At 68.3% G+C, this 15,123-nt stretch carries 17 protein-coding genes; 6 read left to right on the forward strand and 11 right to left on the reverse strand.

What is annotated here, in order from left to right; translation table 11 throughout:
* Positions 1-102: 102 nt before the first annotated feature.
* Together I6N91_RS04750 and I6N91_RS04755 are read left to right on the forward strand one after the other, a co-directional pair.
* The gene (locus I6N91_RS04750) at positions 103-1,152 is read left to right on the forward strand and encodes an iron-siderophore ABC transporter substrate-binding protein (RefSeq protein ID WP_198811104.1); all 1,050 of its coding nucleotides are present in this window, start codon (positions 103-105) and stop codon (positions 1,150-1,152) included.
* 77 nt (positions 1,153-1,229) lie between these two features.
* Complete coding sequence (locus I6N91_RS04755; RefSeq protein WP_198811106.1) at positions 1,230-1,535, forward strand: PRC-barrel domain containing protein; 306 nt, start codon at positions 1,230-1,232, stop codon at positions 1,533-1,535.
* 30 nt (positions 1,536-1,565) lie between these two features.
* On the opposite strand, the gene I6N91_RS04760 is transcribed toward I6N91_RS04755, so the two are convergent.
* Positions 1,566-1,997 (reverse strand): ChaB family protein, encoded by a 432-nt coding sequence (locus I6N91_RS04760; protein ID WP_198811108.1) that lies wholly within the window; start codon positions 1,995-1,997, stop codon positions 1,566-1,568.
* A gap of 32 nt (positions 1,998-2,029) precedes the next feature.
* Positions 2,030-3,004, reverse strand: coding sequence for an alpha-L-glutamate ligase (locus I6N91_RS04765; RefSeq protein WP_198811110.1), 975 nt, complete (start codon positions 3,002-3,004; stop codon positions 2,030-2,032).
* A 104-nt stretch (positions 3,005-3,108) separates the two neighbouring features.
* Between I6N91_RS04765 and I6N91_RS04770 the strand changes: the two genes are divergently transcribed.
* A complete protein-coding gene (locus I6N91_RS04770; RefSeq protein WP_198811112.1) occupies positions 3,109-4,752 on the forward strand; it encodes an ABC-F family ATP-binding cassette domain-containing protein in 1,644 nt (547 codons plus the stop codon).
* A gap of 35 nt (positions 4,753-4,787) precedes the next feature.
* Here the strand turns inward: I6N91_RS04770 and I6N91_RS04775 are convergent, their stop codons facing one another.
* From I6N91_RS04775 to I6N91_RS04785, 3 genes are all read right to left on the reverse strand, one after another.
* A complete protein-coding gene (locus I6N91_RS04775) occupies positions 4,788-5,126 on the reverse strand; it encodes a transcription initiation protein (protein WP_198811114.1) in 339 nt (112 codons plus the stop codon).
* A 91-nt stretch (positions 5,127-5,217) separates the two neighbouring features.
* Positions 5,218-6,414: a TerC family protein gene (locus I6N91_RS04780; RefSeq protein WP_198811115.1), complete on the reverse strand. Its 1,197-nt coding sequence runs from the start codon at positions 6,412-6,414 to the stop codon at positions 5,218-5,220.
* 213 nt (positions 6,415-6,627) lie between these two features.
* Complete coding sequence (locus I6N91_RS04785; protein ID WP_198811117.1) at positions 6,628-7,182, reverse strand: hypothetical protein; 555 nt, start codon at positions 7,180-7,182, stop codon at positions 6,628-6,630.
* A gap of 105 nt (positions 7,183-7,287) precedes the next feature.
* Between I6N91_RS04785 and I6N91_RS04790 the strand changes: the two genes are divergently transcribed.
* Complete coding sequence (locus I6N91_RS04790; protein WP_198811119.1) at positions 7,288-7,980, forward strand: SDR family oxidoreductase; 693 nt, start codon at positions 7,288-7,290, stop codon at positions 7,978-7,980.
* Positions 7,981-8,044: 64 nt separating this feature from the next.
* Here the strand turns inward: I6N91_RS04790 and I6N91_RS04795 are convergent, their stop codons facing one another.
* The 5 genes from I6N91_RS04795 to I6N91_RS04815 all read right to left on the reverse strand — a co-directional run bounded on the left by I6N91_RS04795 (position 8,045) and on the right by I6N91_RS04815 (position 11,951).
* Positions 8,045-8,542 (reverse strand): SRPBCC domain-containing protein, encoded by a 498-nt coding sequence (locus I6N91_RS04795; RefSeq protein WP_198811121.1) that lies wholly within the window; start codon positions 8,540-8,542, stop codon positions 8,045-8,047.
* A gap of 4 nt (positions 8,543-8,546) precedes the next feature.
* Positions 8,547-8,885, reverse strand: a complete 339-nt coding sequence (locus I6N91_RS04800; protein ID WP_198811123.1) for a helix-turn-helix transcriptional regulator — start codon at positions 8,883-8,885, stop codon at positions 8,547-8,549.
* A gap of 11 nt (positions 8,886-8,896) precedes the next feature.
* Complete coding sequence (locus tag I6N91_RS04805; RefSeq protein ID WP_198811302.1) at positions 8,897-9,646, reverse strand: DUF2071 domain-containing protein; 750 nt, start codon at positions 9,644-9,646, stop codon at positions 8,897-8,899.
* 478 nt (positions 9,647-10,124) lie between these two features.
* On the reverse strand, positions 10,125-11,189 hold the full coding sequence (locus I6N91_RS04810; protein ID WP_198811304.1) for a spore photoproduct lyase family protein: 1,065 nt from the start codon (positions 11,187-11,189) through the stop codon (positions 10,125-10,127).
* A gap of 117 nt (positions 11,190-11,306) precedes the next feature.
* The gene (locus tag I6N91_RS04815; RefSeq protein ID WP_233091469.1) at positions 11,307-11,951 is read right to left on the reverse strand and encodes a uracil-DNA glycosylase; all 645 of its coding nucleotides are present in this window, start codon (positions 11,949-11,951) and stop codon (positions 11,307-11,309) included.
* 279 nt (positions 11,952-12,230) lie between these two features.
* On the opposite strand from I6N91_RS04815, the gene I6N91_RS04820 reads away from it, so the two are divergent.
* Positions 12,231-12,848, forward strand: a complete 618-nt coding sequence (locus I6N91_RS04820) for an ABATE domain-containing protein (protein ID WP_198811125.1) — start codon at positions 12,231-12,233, stop codon at positions 12,846-12,848.
* A gap of 70 nt (positions 12,849-12,918) precedes the next feature.
* Here the strand turns inward: I6N91_RS04820 and I6N91_RS04825 are convergent, their stop codons facing one another.
* Positions 12,919-14,340: an NAD(P)/FAD-dependent oxidoreductase gene (locus I6N91_RS04825; RefSeq protein ID WP_198811127.1), complete on the reverse strand. Its 1,422-nt coding sequence runs from the start codon at positions 14,338-14,340 to the stop codon at positions 12,919-12,921.
* Between the two features lie 298 nt (positions 14,341-14,638).
* Between I6N91_RS04825 and I6N91_RS04830 the strand changes: the two genes are divergently transcribed.
* Complete coding sequence (locus tag I6N91_RS04830; protein WP_198811129.1) at positions 14,639-15,094, forward strand: MarR family winged helix-turn-helix transcriptional regulator; 456 nt, start codon at positions 14,639-14,641, stop codon at positions 15,092-15,094.
* Positions 15,095-15,123 lie beyond the last annotated feature (29 nt).

Genomic DNA, 15,123 nt, shown 5'->3' on the forward strand with positions numbered 1-15,123 from the left:
CCAGCCCCGGGGGGCTTTTCTTAAGCGGCCTAAGCTTAGGCTACCCTTACTTCTGTCCTGATCGAAAGACCCCGAAGGGTCACCCAGAAGTCAAGGAGCCCCATGGCCCCCCTCCGCACGCGCGCCCTCCTGGCGGCCGCTGCCGTCCTGTCCGTTTCGGCCTGCTCCACCGGCCCCGCCTCGGGAGAGTCGGCCGGATCCGGCGGGAATGAGGCAGGGGCGGCGGATGCCTTCCCTGTCACCATCGAGCATGCCCTGGGCGAGACCGTCCTTGAGGAAAAGCCCGAGCGGGTGGCGACGGTCTCCTGGGTGAACGCCGATGTCTCCCTCGCCCTTGGAGTCGTTCCGGTGGGGATGCCCACCGACACCTACGGCGGGAACGATAAGGGTTCGACCCCGTGGAAGGACGCGAAGCTGGAGGAGCTCGGAGCTTCGATCGGCAGCGAGGACGCCCCCGTCCAGTACTCGGAGACCGACGGCCTGCCCTTCGATGACATCGCGGCCACCGACCCGGACGTCATCCTCGCCGCCTACTCCGGGCTGTCGCAGGAGGACTACGACACGCTGAGCGACATCGCCCCGGTCGTTGCCTACCCCGAGACTGCCTATGGCACGGCGTGGCAGGACTCGACCCGCCTCGTGGGAGAGGCACTGGGCCTCTCTGAGCAGGCCGAGGACCTTGTCGCCGACACCGAGAAGGCCATCGAGGATGCCGCAGCCGACTACCCCCAGCTTGAGGGGAAAAGCTTCATCTACGGCACCCTCGACCCCGCCGGAGCGGAGCCGGTCAGCCTCTACACCGCAAACGACAACCGCCCCAGGTTCCTGTCCTCGCTGGGCATGAAGGAGGCCGAGGTCATCAGCAGTGCCGCGGAGGGGTCCGATGAATTCTTCATCCCCTGGTCCGCCGAGCGGGCCAACGAACTGGAATCGGATGTCTTCGTCACCTGGGTGCCTGACGAAACCACGAAGGACGCCATTGCCACCGACCCGCTGCTCGGCCAGATTCCCGCCGTCAAGTCGGGTGCGCTCGTGGCCGACAGCGACAACACCCTCACCCTGTCCATCTCGGCGGCCAGCCCACTGAGCCTGCCCTGGGCCCTGGAGGAGTTCCTCCCGCTGCTGGGCGATGCGGTGGACAACGCCGGATAGCCGCCGGAGGGCGCCGGGACGGGCCATTGCCCATCCCGGCGATCTGGGCTGAAATGGTAAAAACGAACGGAGCAGCCATGGCCCAGCTTGATATCAACGAACTGCAGGACGCGACGGCGTGGGACAGCGAGGGCACCAAACTCGGTGCCGTCAATGAGGTCCACCTTGGGAAGTCCTCGGGAGCGCCGGGCTGGGTCACCGTCTCGCTGGGCCTGCTGAACACCCGGGAGCACTTCGTTCCGCTGGCCGGCTCGCGGTTCGAGGGGGGCGACCTCCACCTCGGGTGGACCCGGGACAGAATCAGCGACGCCCCCGAGGTGGCCGGCGACAAGGAGCTTTCCGCCGAAGAGGAACGCCTGCTGGGCGACTATTACGGGCTGTAGCGGGCGGCGCGGCGGCCAGTCAGTGCGCCGTCAGCGCGCCTCGGACTTCCGGGCCCTGCGGGTGGAGGCGTCGTTGGCCTTCTGCAGCGCGTCGACGAGTTCGTCCTTCGTCATTGTGGACCGGCCCGGCACGTCGAGCCGCTTCGCCAGGTCGTAGAGGTGGGCCTTGGACGCGTTCGCATCGACCCCGCCGGCCGTATCGCGGGAGGAGTCGGCACCGCCTTCGGCCCGGGCATCGGAGGGGCCGTTCTTCTCCTTCGGCTCCCAGTGATCGCCCACTTTCTCGTGGGTGTGCTTCAGCGCCGCGAACGCGGTGCGGTGCGCCCGCTCACCGTCGCCGTACTGCTCCTCGGCTGACTCCAGCGTCCGGGCGAAGGTGGCCTGGGCGGCGCCGCCCGAGCGCTGCAGCGTGCTGGGCAGCTCGTCCTTCGTGACCCTGCGTTTTCCCTTGTCTCCTGCCATCGGTGTCCCTCCTCCGGGTGCGTGCCTTAATCCTAGGCCGGTGCCGGCTGCCTGTCCGGGTCGGCGAGCCGGGCGAGGTAGCGGACGAGTTCCCGCGGAGCCGACAGCGGCGCCCCGGCCTCCACCACGGCGTTGTAGTTGGTGTTCGTGTTGACGTCGTAGGTCACCACCCTCCCGTCGACAGTCTCGATGAACTCGATGCCGCACACCTCAAGGTGGTTCCGCCGGGCGAAGTCGGAGTACGCGGTGATGATCGGGGAGTCGAACCCCTCCCTTAGGGAGAACAGCTGCTGGCCGGGTTCCGGCGCAATGGTGGCCCCCGGCGGCAGAACCGGCCGGCCCGTCGCCGGGTCGATGGCGCAGGCATCGGCGGGGCAGAGCTGGAACCCGCCGCGCGCGGTGTCGGCCTTGATCGCATAGATGAAGCGCCCGCCGACGAGTTCGACGCGGGTGATGAAGGGCTCGGCGGCCTGCAGGTATTCCTGCACCAGGGTGATTCCGTCTTGGGGCTCCTCGAAGCCCGGGGACGCGACGTAGTCGGCCAGTTCCGTGTGGGAGTCGAACTTCCGCACCCCCAGGCCCTTGCCGCCCTGGTTGTGTTTGAGGATGAACGGCGCCTCGAAGGCCTCCGCCGCTTCGAGGATGCGCTGCCGTCCGATGGCCGCCACCGTGCGGGGCGTGTCGATCCCGGCGGCCCGAAGCGCCGTGAGCTGGTCCACCTTGCTCATCTCCAGCTCCAGCACCCGCCGCCCGTTGACCGTCCGGCGGCCGGAGGCCTCGAGCCAGGACAGCACCGCGCGGGCGTAATCCTTCGACAGGCCGTGACCGCGGGTGTGGGCCGAGGCGCTGATCCGGGACCAGAAGATCCCCTCGGGCGGCACGCCGTCCAAGTCGAGCACTCCATCGGTGAGCACCCACTCCACCACCTCGACGCCCTCCTGCTCGAACGCCCGGGCGAAGGGCGGAAACCAGTCCGGATTCTCATGGAGCGCGTAGATGGTCTTCATAGGTCCTCCCGCGGCGTGGGTGATCGGGTTCCGCCCATCCTAGCCGGGCGCGGCATCCCGCCGGACCGGCGGGCCCAGGGCGCCGGGCCTCCTAGACTGGAACCATGACTGCAACACTCGTGGCCAAGTCCCTCGCCGGCGGCCACGGCCACCGGGTCCTGTTCACCGACCTCGACCTCACGGTGTCCCCGGGGGAGGTCGTCGGGGTGGTCGGGGCGAACGGCGCGGGCAAGTCGACGCTGCTGCGGCTGTTGGCCGGCGCCGACGCTCCCGCCGCCGGTTCGGTGCGCACGGCCCCCGCGGACGCGTTCGTCGGCTGGCTGCCCCAGGAGCACGAGCGGATCACCGGGGAGACCGTCGCGGCCTATCTGGCCCGCCGGACCGGGGCGACCGCCGCGACGGCGGCCATGGAGCAGGCGGCGGAGGCGCTGGGATCGGGAACCCGCCAGGCGGAGGACACCTATGCGTCCGCGCTCGATCACTGGCTGGCCTCCGGCGCCGCGGACCTCGAGGAGCGTATCCCGCCGGTGCTGGCCGACCTTGCGGTGGGTGTGGCCCCGGATGCCCTGATGACCTCCCTGTCGGGCGGCCAGCTTGCCCGCGTCGCCCTGGCGGCGCTGCTGCTCAGCCGCTTCGACCTGGTGCTGCTCGATGAGCCGACCAACGACCTTGACCTCGACGGCCTCGCCCGCCTCGAGTCGTTCATCCAGAACCTCCGCGGCGGCGTGGTGCTCGTCTCCCATGACCGGGAGTTCCTGGCCCGCTGCGTCACCACGGTGGTCGAGCTCGATCTGGCCCAGAACCAGGTGGCCGTGTACGACGGCGGGTACGACGCCTTCCTCGAGGAGCGGGCGGTGGCCCGGCGCCACGCCCGGGAGGCCTACGAGGAGTTCGCCGACAGGAAGTCGGACCTCCTGGCCCGGGCCCGGACCCAGCGGGAGTGGAGCTCCCAGGGGGTGCGCAACGCCATGAAGAAGAATCCCGACAATGACAAGATCCGCCGCCGGGCCAGCATGGAGTCCTCCGAGAAGCAGGCCCAGAAGGTCCGGCAGATGGAGTCGCGCATCGCCCGCCTCGATGAGGTGGAGGAACCCCGCAAGGAGTGGCAGCTCCAGTTCAGCATCGGCGCCGCCCCGCGGTCCAGTTCGGTCGCGGCGACCCTGAACCAGGCGACCGTCCGGCGAGGCGCCTTCACGCTCGGTCCAGTGTCCCTGCAGGTCAACGGCGGTGAGCGCATCGGCATCACCGGGCCCAACGGCGCCGGGAAATCCACCCTGCTGCGCCTCCTGCTCGGCCACGAGGCCCCCGCGGAGGGCACGGCGGCCCTGGGCGCCAGCGTGGCCGTGGGCGAGATCGACCAGGCCCGCCGCCTGCTCGACGAGGAGGCGCCCCTGGGGGACGCGTTCGAACGCCTGATGCCGCAGCTGAGCCAGGCCGAGGTTCGTACCCTCCTGGCGAAGTTCGGGCTGAAGGCTGACCAGACCGGGGCCCGGGTGGGCTCGCTCTCGCCCGGCGAACGGACCCGGGCGGGGCTGGCGCTGCTTCAGGCCCGCGGGGTCAACCTCCTGGTCCTCGACGAACCGACGAACCACCTTGACCTTCCGGCCATCGAACAGCTCGAATCGGCCCTCGAGGGCTACTCCGGGGCCCTTCTCCTTGTCTCACACGACCGCAGGCTGCTGGAGAACGTCCGCCTCGACACCCGGTGGGAGGTCGACGGCGGCCAGGTCCGGGTCCGCCCCGCCTGAGCCGGGCCCGGGATACCTCCGATCGCGGCGTCCGGCTAGCTCTCCGGGTCATACCCGAACTCGCGGAGCTCCTGCGGGCAACGGCAGACCACCGCGATCCTTCGAGCCCACTCGAGCGCGTCCCCGCGCGTCGGCAGTTCGAGCACGAGGAACCCGCCCGTGAGCTGAGAGCCCGGATAGAGTTCGGTGCCCACCGAGCCGTCGGCGGAGACCAGCACGGCATCGACCTGCTCGTTGATTCCCCCGCCGAAGACGTAGACTCCGGCATCCTTCGCCTCCTGGATCAGGGCGTGGGACTCGGCGGAGACGATCGGGAATTCCTCGGCGCTGACCACCATGGCGTCGCTCGGGAAGGAGATGAGGTATTTGGTCATGTCCCGATGGTGCCCGGCCGGCGGGCCGCCCGCAACGGTTGGAGGCGCATCGAGGACCGGCGCGCCGTCCCTCTCCGCCTGGCGGGTACCGCTAGCGGCCGGGCTCGCGGGCGAGGGCCTTGTCGTGCTCGGCATGCGCCCTGCCGATGAGCTCAAGGAACTCGGTCTCGTTGCGGATCAGGCGCTTGTACTTCTCCGGAAGCCGCTTCAGGTCCGCCTCCTCGGCGCACAGCTTCGCGTAGATCCGTTCGCGCTCGACGATGTCGGTCTCGTAGTTGAGGTCGAGGTAGTCGGTGGCATGGCGCCGGGCACCGGAGACGGCGTTCTTCGCCTTGCCCTTGGGGCTGTAGACCGAGGCCAGGACCGTCATCAGGAGGACTCCGAGGATGACGCTGAGGGACACCCCGGTGCTGACCTCCACCACGGGCACCTCCTCACCGTCGTTGATGAACGGGAGGTTGTTCTCGTGCAGCGCGTGCAGGATCAGCTTGACGCCGATGAACCCGAGGATCACGGCCAGGCCGTAGGAAAGGTAGATCAGGCGGTCAAGCAGCCCGTCGATGAGGAAGAACAGCTGGCGCAGGCCCATCAGGGAGAACGCGGTGGCGGTGAAGACGATGAACACGTTCTGCGTGAGCCCGAAGATCGCCGGGATGGAGTCAAGCGCGAACAGGATGTCCGTTCCGCCGATGGCGATCATGACCAGCAGCATCGGGGTCAGGACCCGCTTGCCGTTCTCGATGGTGAACAGCTTGTCGCCGTCGTAGTGGTTCGACGCCGGGAGGAACCGGCGGGCCAGGCGCACCATCGCCGGCTCGGTGTCGTCGTCGTGCCCGCCGGGCTTCAGCAGGTTCCCGGCGGTGAGGAGCAGGATCAGTCCGAAGATGTAGAACACCCAGGCGAACGAGTTGATCAGCGCCGCCCCGAGAAAGATGAAGCCGGTGCGGGCGATGAGGGAGAAGACGATGCCGAACAGCAGCACCTTCTGCTGGTCGGCCCGCGGCACGCGGAAACTCGACATGATGATCAGGAACACGAACAGGTTGTCCACGGACAGCGCTTTTTCGGTGATGTAGCCGGCGAAGTACTCGGTGCCGGCGGTGGGACCGCCGAACACCAGGATGCCCAACCCGAAAAGGACGGCGATTCCCACATAGATTGAGGACCAGATCGCCGATTCCCGCAGGGTCGGCGTGTGTGCCTTGCGGACATGGAAGAAGAAGTCGAAGGCCAGCAGGCCCACAATCCCGATGACCGTGACGACCCAGACGAAAAACGGAACATCCATCCGTACGTACTTCCTTCCCAGAGGCGGAGCGCCGGCCCACGGCCGGCAGGCTTCAACGATACTGGGACGGACTTACCCGGCGCCGCCGGGTCGGGAAACATGACGGAGCCCGCAGGGTGCGGGCACCGCTGCGGGCTCCGTTGGATGCCCGGTCCGGATGGGCCACCCGGGTGGGGCCGGAGGCGGATCACCACCCCCGGCCGCAACCCGGCGCTACCACCGGTGGGCCACGTCGACCACGAGCCGTGAGCCGGTCCCCGGCGTGTCGAGGGTGAACACGCGGTAGGGAAGCCGGGCGCGCACGCCCAGCCCGAAGGTGGTCTGCCCTTCGAAGCTGCCCACGTAGGCGATCTGCCGGAAGGTGCTGTACCCGGCCGTGCTCACCACATCACTGCGGTTCATTGGCCGGTAGGTTGCATTCCCACGCGCGTCATAGGCGGGAGCCTTGACGCGGATCGAGAGGTCCGCCGCACCGCGGAGCGGTACGTGCGCACCCGACCCGGGCGCATGGACGCTCCGGGCATAGCGGACGTCGTAGCCGACCCGCTCCCCGCGCAGGTCGATCACCATCCGGTCAAAACACGCATGCCGGCCGGCACGCACGTTGGTGATCGGCGCCGTCGGTTGAGCAGCGGCCGTCTTGGGCAGTGAACCCCAAGTGATGCCGCAGTAGGCAGCCGACGCCGGCCCGGGAGCCGCGATCCCCAGCCCCGCCGCGAGTGCAAGAACTGCAAGCGCGGAGGACGATTTCTTCTTGAGATTTTTCATTACACACCATCTAAGGTTGCGGAATAGGTGCAATGATGGTATCGCCGGCTCGGAAGGAAGGATCCAGCGCCCGGGAGGTTGGCGCCGGATTGTTATTGTGGCTCCATGACCGATCTCCCCGTCGCCCTCGTCACGGGTTCCTCCCGCGGCATTGGTCGTGCCATCGCCGCCGAACTCGCCCCCACCCACCACCTCCTGCTGGGTGGGCGCGATTCCCGCGCCCTGACGGAACTGGCCGCCGGCCTTCCCTCCGCAGGCATCTTCGCCCCGGACCTTCAGCATCCGGCGGAGGTGGAGCGGGCCTGCGCGGGCATCGGGCGGCTCGACCTGCTCGTGCACTCGGCAGGCGTCCTGCGGGTGGGCGCCATCGCGGACCTGTCCGACGACGCGTGGCAGGAAAGCTTCGCGGTCAACCTCTTCGCCGTGGTCGGCCTGACCCGGCGGCTCCTTCCGGCCCTGCGCGCGTCGCGCGGCCAGGTCATTGCCATCAATTCAGGCTCCGGCTACACCTCGGGGGCCGGATCGGCTGCCTACAGCGGCACCAAGTTCGCCCTGCGCGCCTTCACCGACGCCCTCCGCGAGGAGGAGCGCCGGCACGGGGTGCGGGTCAGTTCGATCCACCCGGGCCGGGTGGCCACCGACATGCAGGAGGAACTGCACCGGGCCGAAGGCAAGGAGTACTCTCCCGAGGCCTGGATCCAGCCGGCCCAGGTGGCCAAGGCCGTGCGGCTCGCCGCCGATGCCTCCCGGGAGGCGACCATCGAGACGCTGAGCATCCGTCCGTCCGGGATGGCCTGAGGCTTCCGCACCTGCGGCCCGCGTCGGTCTCCCGGCTGGCCGGGGCCGGCCGGGAGATCCCTGCTCAGGCGCGCGCGGGCTCGGCCAGCAGGGCGTCGATCTGGCCCATCCCCTCCCGGACCCCCTCCTCCATGCCCATCTCCAGCATCTGCTGGAGCTGTTCGGCACTCTCGAAAACAGTCACCGTGGTCATCCGGGTGCGGCCCTCGACGGTCTCGAGGGTCATGACGCTGTGGGTGGCCCCCATCTTGTCGTCCGGCACACCGTTTTCGTCGGCGAATCCGTCGTCGTACTCGAGGCGGCGGGGTGCGTCGATGGCCGTGATCTTCCACCAGCCGTGGAACTTCTCGCCCTCGGGACTGGTCATGTAGTAGCTGGCGGACCCCCCGGGCACAAACTCATGCCGCTGGAAGGTCGCGGGATAGGTGGGCGGACCCCACCAGCGTTCGAGCTGGCGCGGGTCCTCCCAGACCTGCCATACCCGTTCGACGCTGGCATCGAACTCGGCGACGAAGGTGAGGCTGAGGGCCTCCGGGTCCTGGTGCGAAGAGATGAATGTCATGGGACTACTCCTTTTCCTCAGCGAGAATGTCAGCGATCCGATCCACACGCTGCCGCCAGATCAGCTCGTACTCTTCGAGCAGCCGCCGAGCCTTTTGCACACCCTCAAGATCAGGCCGCACGATCTGCTCCCTTCCGCGCTTCTCCTTCGTGACGAGGGAGGCACGCTCCATTACCGCGACATGCTTTTGTACTGCGGCGAAACTCATGGCGTAGTGGGCGGCCAGTCCGGACACCGAGTACTCCCCCGTGATGACCCGGGCGAGGATATCGCGGCGGGTGGCATCGGCGAACGCCTGGAAGAGGCGGTCCAGCCTGGCATCGTCAGTCTGATCTACAACCATTTGGTTGTAACTTACGCCGGCATCCATCCGGCGTCAAGGGTTTTTCCGGTACGGGAAACCCGGCGCCCCTCCGGGCCCGGCGCCGCAACTGCCGGCCTCCCGAACTGGGTCTGGACCCCCGGCGAAAAGAGCACGGACTCGGGCGGTCCCGACACCCCGAAGCCCGCCGCCGCCACCAGGGAATCCTGGAGGTGGACCACTTCGGCAGGGAAGAGGCGCCAGGGTTTATGCGTATTGGGGACATACAGCGTGCGGCCGCCGAGCCCGGTGTGCAGCCCGTACCGGGCGGTCAGCTCCAGGGACAGGGGATCGGCCGCGGCGGCCGTCCGGTCGGGCCGCACGGAAAATGAGGAGGATGCACGGCCCCTGAACCGCCGGACGTCGTAGCCGAACCGCTCCCCGCCCACGTCACCGGCGTTCTCCCCCGTCGGGCGGCAGCGTGACCACACGTAGTTGATCCTGAAAGCCCTGGCGGCCAGCACCACGGCCAGGCGGGACGCGTCGAGGGTGACGAAGACGACGCCGCGCACGCCGTCGGGCCCCCGCGAATACAGACGGACATTGATTTCGGTGAACGACCCCAGGTAGGGAACAGGCCTCCCCTGCCCCAGCCCGGCGCCGACCATGCGGAAGCCGATCAGGCCGACCCAGGTGGAGCCGTCGATCTCATCGGGCTCCACCCCCGGTGGCATGTAGCGCGCGGCGGCGGCCACCGGGATCCTCCAATGCAGGAAGACCGCGTCGGCCCAGAACTGGTCCATAATGAGCGGGCGCGGAAGCGCCGGCGGGTCCGGCCAGGCCCTGGCGGGCGGCGAGGCTGCCCGGGAATGCTCGGAGGTCACCGCGCCGCCCTCCTGCCCGCTGACTTCCTGTCCGCCGCCTGCTCCCGGGAAGTTCCCGCGGAGCCGGCGCGTGCCCGTCTCAGGTGGACGGAGGGGGCGTGCGGCGGTTCGCCCGCGCCCGGTTAGTCAGGCTCTGCATCGCCTGGTGACGCCGCGCCGAAAGGTCACGCAGCAGTTTGTTGGACTCGGGGTTCCGCAGTGCCGTGGGCGAGGGTCGCTGATACCTGCGCCGCCCAGGGGTTTCGGAGCCGTCGGACTCGGGCCGGATCATCATGGAAACGTCCTCTCCCTGAAAATGCCCACCGCGCCGCGCCAGTCGGCCGTTGCGGGGTGAATCGATTGTAGGGCCAGGGGAATACGCGGACAAGGAAAATTCCAACCGTCGTATGCGACCGGACTAGAAGGCGTAGCGGATGCGGCAGTACGGAAGGTGGCGCCCCATCAATGCCCGGAAGTCGTCGAGGTAGCCGCGCTTTTCGGCGGCGGTGTACCGGACATTGATGAATCCGTTCGACGAGCGTTTCTGCTCCTGGAGCTCGGGCCGCCACAGGATCTCCTCGGCGCGGGGGTGCCAGCCGAGGTTGACCTCGTGGAGCTGCTGGTTGTGGGTAAGGAAGATGACCTCCGCCGCGAGCTGCTCCTTGGCCTGCGGGGTCAGGACGGCGTCGATCTGGGCGAACAGGGAGCGCCACTCCTCCTGCCAACCGGGTGTGACGATCACCGGGGAGAAGTTGAGGTGGACCTCGTACCCGGCCTCCACGAAGTCATTGACCGCGGCAAGGCGCTCAGCGATGGGCGAGGTGCGGACGTCGACGACCCGCGCCAGCCGCTCGGGCATAAGGGAGAACCGGACCCGGGTCCGGCCGCGCGGGTCCCAGCCGAGCAGGTCCCGGTTGACGTATTTCGTGGCGAAGGACAGCTTGGCCGTCGGCAGGCTCCCGAAGAGATCGACGAGGTCCCGGACGTTGTCGCTGACCATCGCGTCGACCGAACAGTCGCTGTTCTCGCCGATGTCGTAGACCCAGGCAGTGTCATCGCACTGGTTGGGTTCGAGCTTCATGCCCTGGCGCGCCACGTGCCGTTCGAGATAGCCGCTGATCTGCTCGATGTTCGCGAAGACCGTGATGGGGTTGCTGTAGCCCTTGTGCCGGGGGACGTAGCAGTAGGCGCAGGCCATTGCGCAGCCGTTCGCCGTGGAGGGCGCGATGAAGTCCGCGGAGCGCCCGTTGGGCTTTGCCGCCAGCGACTTCTTGACGCCCACAACGAGTGCCTCGGTCTTGATCCGCACCCAGCGCCGGACGTTCGCCTCGTCGCCGCTGAGCTCGGGGATGCGCCAGTGGCTCGCTACTTCGACCACCTCGGCCTCCGGCCAGCGTGCCAGCACCTGCTGGCCCCGGGGAAGCGCGGCCGCCTCCGGCTCAATGTAGATACGGCTGACCTGGAGGAGTTTGCTCGCCTCAATCATGAATGCCTGGCTCCGGTTCGTGGGGGAATTCCACGCTATCGCGGCGCACCGACACTTCGGCGGTCGACCGGGTTACGGCGGTCCGGGCAACGAACGGTCCCGGCCCTGAGCGGCCTAGATGGTCTGGCGCACCCGGATGCCGGCGCGGCCCATGGCGTCGGTGTAGGCCGCATGGATTTCCTTGAGCCAGATTTCCTGGTTCGCCGGCGTCCCCTTGAAGGCCCGCTCGCTGGTGGAGCGCACCTCATAGATCTTGAAGCCGCGCTTGTAGATGGCCCGGTTCTCGAGTTTCATGAGCCGGCGGGCCGCCTTATGGGCGTCGGCTCCGTGGGCGATCAGGGCCGAGGCGCGCGGAACCTGCTGGAGGAAGCTCAGGAGCGGTTTCACACCGTCGGCGATCTGGTCCATCGACAGCGCCCGCTCCTTGCCCTCCTCGAGGAACCACGGGTAGGCGTTCCACGGCATGACCTGCTCGGGGCGCAGGCCGGCGGACTCGTAGATCTCGGCGATCCGCACGGAGGCCGGATCGTCATTCTCGAACGAGACAAACCCCGAGGGCAGTGATGAACCGGGACTTGAGAAGAGACTCACGATCTTGCAGCCGTCGACGTCGTGCACCGGGTCGATGTACGGAACGGTTGACCCGGGCTTGAGGGCCCCGAGCGCATCGCACAGCCGGTTCACGTCTTCAATGTTGGGATCGTAGCGCCGCTCCCATTGCTGGGCCTGATAGGTGGGGTCCGCCATACGTTGTGCCAATTCAACCTCCTAGCGGACATCGCCTGGAGTGGCACAAACTTGTCCGCAGATCTCCAGTTTACGCCGCGGGGCGCTTCGTCCCGGCGCAGGGGCCATAATCCCCGCCCCTCCGCGCCCCGGGGGCAGGACCGGGCCCGCCCTTCTCCGGAAAGTGCGGCGGCGTGTCGCAGCGGACACGCCGCCGTCCCGGAACTCATCTGGAGAGAGTCGGCCCGGGTGTCATGCGATAGGGTGGAGTGCGCTGTTCTCACGTTTATTGATTACTGTTATCATGAGAAGATGCCCATGACATACGAGGGTGGAGCTCCGGTCATTAGGGACTCCCCGGCCCTGGACCTCGCGAACACCTACTTCGCGGTACGCGGGAAGCCCCGGGAGGGACTGTCGACGCCGGCCGATGTTGCGGCCTGGGTCCTCGAAGTGGCCCCGCAGCTCGACGGAATCGAGCTGCCCGCCGAGGAGCTCGCCGAGGTCAGGGAGGGCGACCTCGCACTGTTCCTCGAACTGCGGAGCGCGGTACGGACCCTCGCCTCGGACCTCACCAAGGGGCTCCCCCCGGCCGAGGGCCCCGTCGCGGTCCTGAACCGCGCCGCCGCAGTGGCCCCGGCATCCCCGGTCCTGACCCTCACGCCGCAGGGTGCGTTGTCGAAGTCCACCCGGGCCAGGAGCACCGCCCCCCGTGCGGCGCTGTCGGCCCTGGCCCGTGACGCCGCCGACCTGTTTTCGGGAGAGCGGCTGGACCAGCTGCGCGACTGCCAGGCGCCTGGATGTTTCCTGTTCTTCCTCAAGGACCATCCGCGCAGGGAATGGTGCACGCCGGCCTGCGGGATGCGCGTCCGCGCCTCGCGCGCCTATTACAAGCGCACCCACACGGAGGAGGTGTCCCCGGGCTCATAACCGCCCGGGAACACCTCACCCGGCATCAGGAGCCGTCGAGCTCCCGCACAGGGTCCGCCGCCGTACCGGCCTACAGCCCGTACTGTTCGAGGAGCCGCAGCCAGACCTCACTGACCGTCGGGAACGACGGGACTGCATGCCAGAGCCGCTCCAACGGCACCTCGCCGGCAATCGCGATCGTCGCCGCGTGGAGCATTTCAGCGACGTCCGGCCCGGCCAGGGTCGCGCCGATGATGACCCTGCGGTCCTCGTCGACAATCATCTGCGCCCATCCGGTGTAGCCCTCGGAGTGGAGGGCGGAACCGGCCACAGCGATCGGCAGCGAGACCTCCGACGCGTTGACGCCGTCATCCTGCGCCTGCTCAAGCGTGCGTCCCACCATGGCGATCTCCGGATCGGTGAAGACCACCTGCGGCACCGCATACGAGTTCGCCGTCGCGGCATATTTGCTCCACGGCTCGACGTCGTCACCGAGGGTACCGGCGGCCCGGGCGGCGATGGCATCACCGGCGGCACGTGCCTCGTACTTGCCCTGATGCGTCAGCATCACCTTGTCGGCGGCATCACCGAGGACATAGAGCCAGTCACCCGCGCTGCGGACCCGCCCCGTGTCATCCGAGGGAAGGCCCTCGGAGCTCAGCCCGAGATCCTCGAGTCCGAGCCCGTCCAGCGCCGGCCGGCGGCCTGTGGCGAGGAGCAGCCTGTCGGACTCGATGGTGTCGCCGCTGTCGAGGGTGACGGACACTGCGTTTTCACCGTTCTTGGCAACGGTCCGGATGCCGGTGTTGGTCAGGACCCGGATCCCTTCCTGTTCCAGTGCGTTCTTCACAATGTCGGCCGCCGGCGTCGGGAATCCCCGCAGGATTCCGCTGCGGGCAATAATCGTCACCTTCGCCCCAAGCCGGGAGAAGGCCTGAGCCAGCTCGGTGCCGGCCACGCCTGCGCCGATCACCGTGATCGACTCCGGAACATCCTCGGCGGAGACAAGCTCGCGGGTGCCCCAGAACGGAGTCTCATCGAGCCCCTCGATGGCGGGGATCACCGGCACGGACCCGGTGGCGATCACGACAGCCTGGCGGGCCTGGATCGTGGTGACCGTCCCGTCCTTGGCGGTGACCTCAACCTCGCGCTCCCCGGAGATGCGCCCAAGGCCGCGTACCAGGGTGATCCCCTGCTGCGCCACCCACTTCGCCTGTCCCGAGTCGTCCCAGTTGGCCGCCATCGCATCCCGGCGGGCGAACACCTGGCCGGCGTCGAGGCTGCCGGTGACCGCTTCGCGCGCCCCCGGCAGGGACAGTGCGGCGGAAAGGGCGGCGCCGGAACGGATGAGCGCCTTGGACGGCATGCAGGCCCAGTACGAGCACTCGCCGCCGACCAGTTCGGATTCGACCAGCACCGCCGTCAGTCCGCCCCGAACCGCCCTGTCGGCTACGTTCTCTCCGACCGGGCCGCCGCCGATGACGACGACGTCGGTTGTCTTTACTTCAGTCACACTTTTTACCTTCCACCACGTGGCGCCGGAAGAAGCCGGCCCACCGGGCCCGGGAGCCGGGTCCTGATCTTTGTGCTGCCGCCCGGGAGGTCGACTCCCTGCCGCATTGGTACAAGCGCGGATCCTCAGCGCCCCTGGAACGGCAAACCGCACAGAGCCTGCCCGTCAGGATGGGAAGCTCTCCCTGAACAATCCCGGGTAAGGATTAATTCGACGGGGCCTTCCGCATTCAGATCCTCTAACTGTTAGTACGCTAAGCTTTATTCCGCAGAACCTTCTTTCACCCCAGGACGGAGCCATGACTGCCCCCGACGACGATCTGCTGCTTGAGCGCCAGCTCTGCTTTGCGCTGTCCATCGCCTCCCGGACGGTGGTCAACGCCTACCGTCCGGTCCTTGAGAGACTGAAGCTCACCCACCCCCAGTACCTGGTGATGCTCATCCTTTGGGAACAGGACGACCGGTCGCTCCGGGAGATCAGCGGGATCCTCATGATGGAACCGGCCACCATCTCGCCGATGCTCAAACGGCTCGAGTCCCTCGGCTACATCACCCGGAACCGGGTGCCCGGGAACGAACGGACGCTGGCGGTGCGCCTGACGGAGACGGGCACCGCCCTGAGGGCGGAGGCCGTCGGGGTGCCCGGGACCATGCTGGAGCGGCTCGGGCTGACCCGGGAGCAGGTGGAAACGCTCAACAATTCAATGCGCGGAATCATTGCGGCAGCCACCCGGGCCGGCTCCCCCGCCGGCTAGGAGCCGACACCGGGCGGGGCCCTTCCCTG

Origin of the sequence: Arthrobacter sp. MSA 4-2 (assembly GCF_016405885.1) — a bacterium.
GTDB lineage: Bacteria > Actinomycetota > Actinomycetes > Actinomycetales > Micrococcaceae > Arthrobacter_D.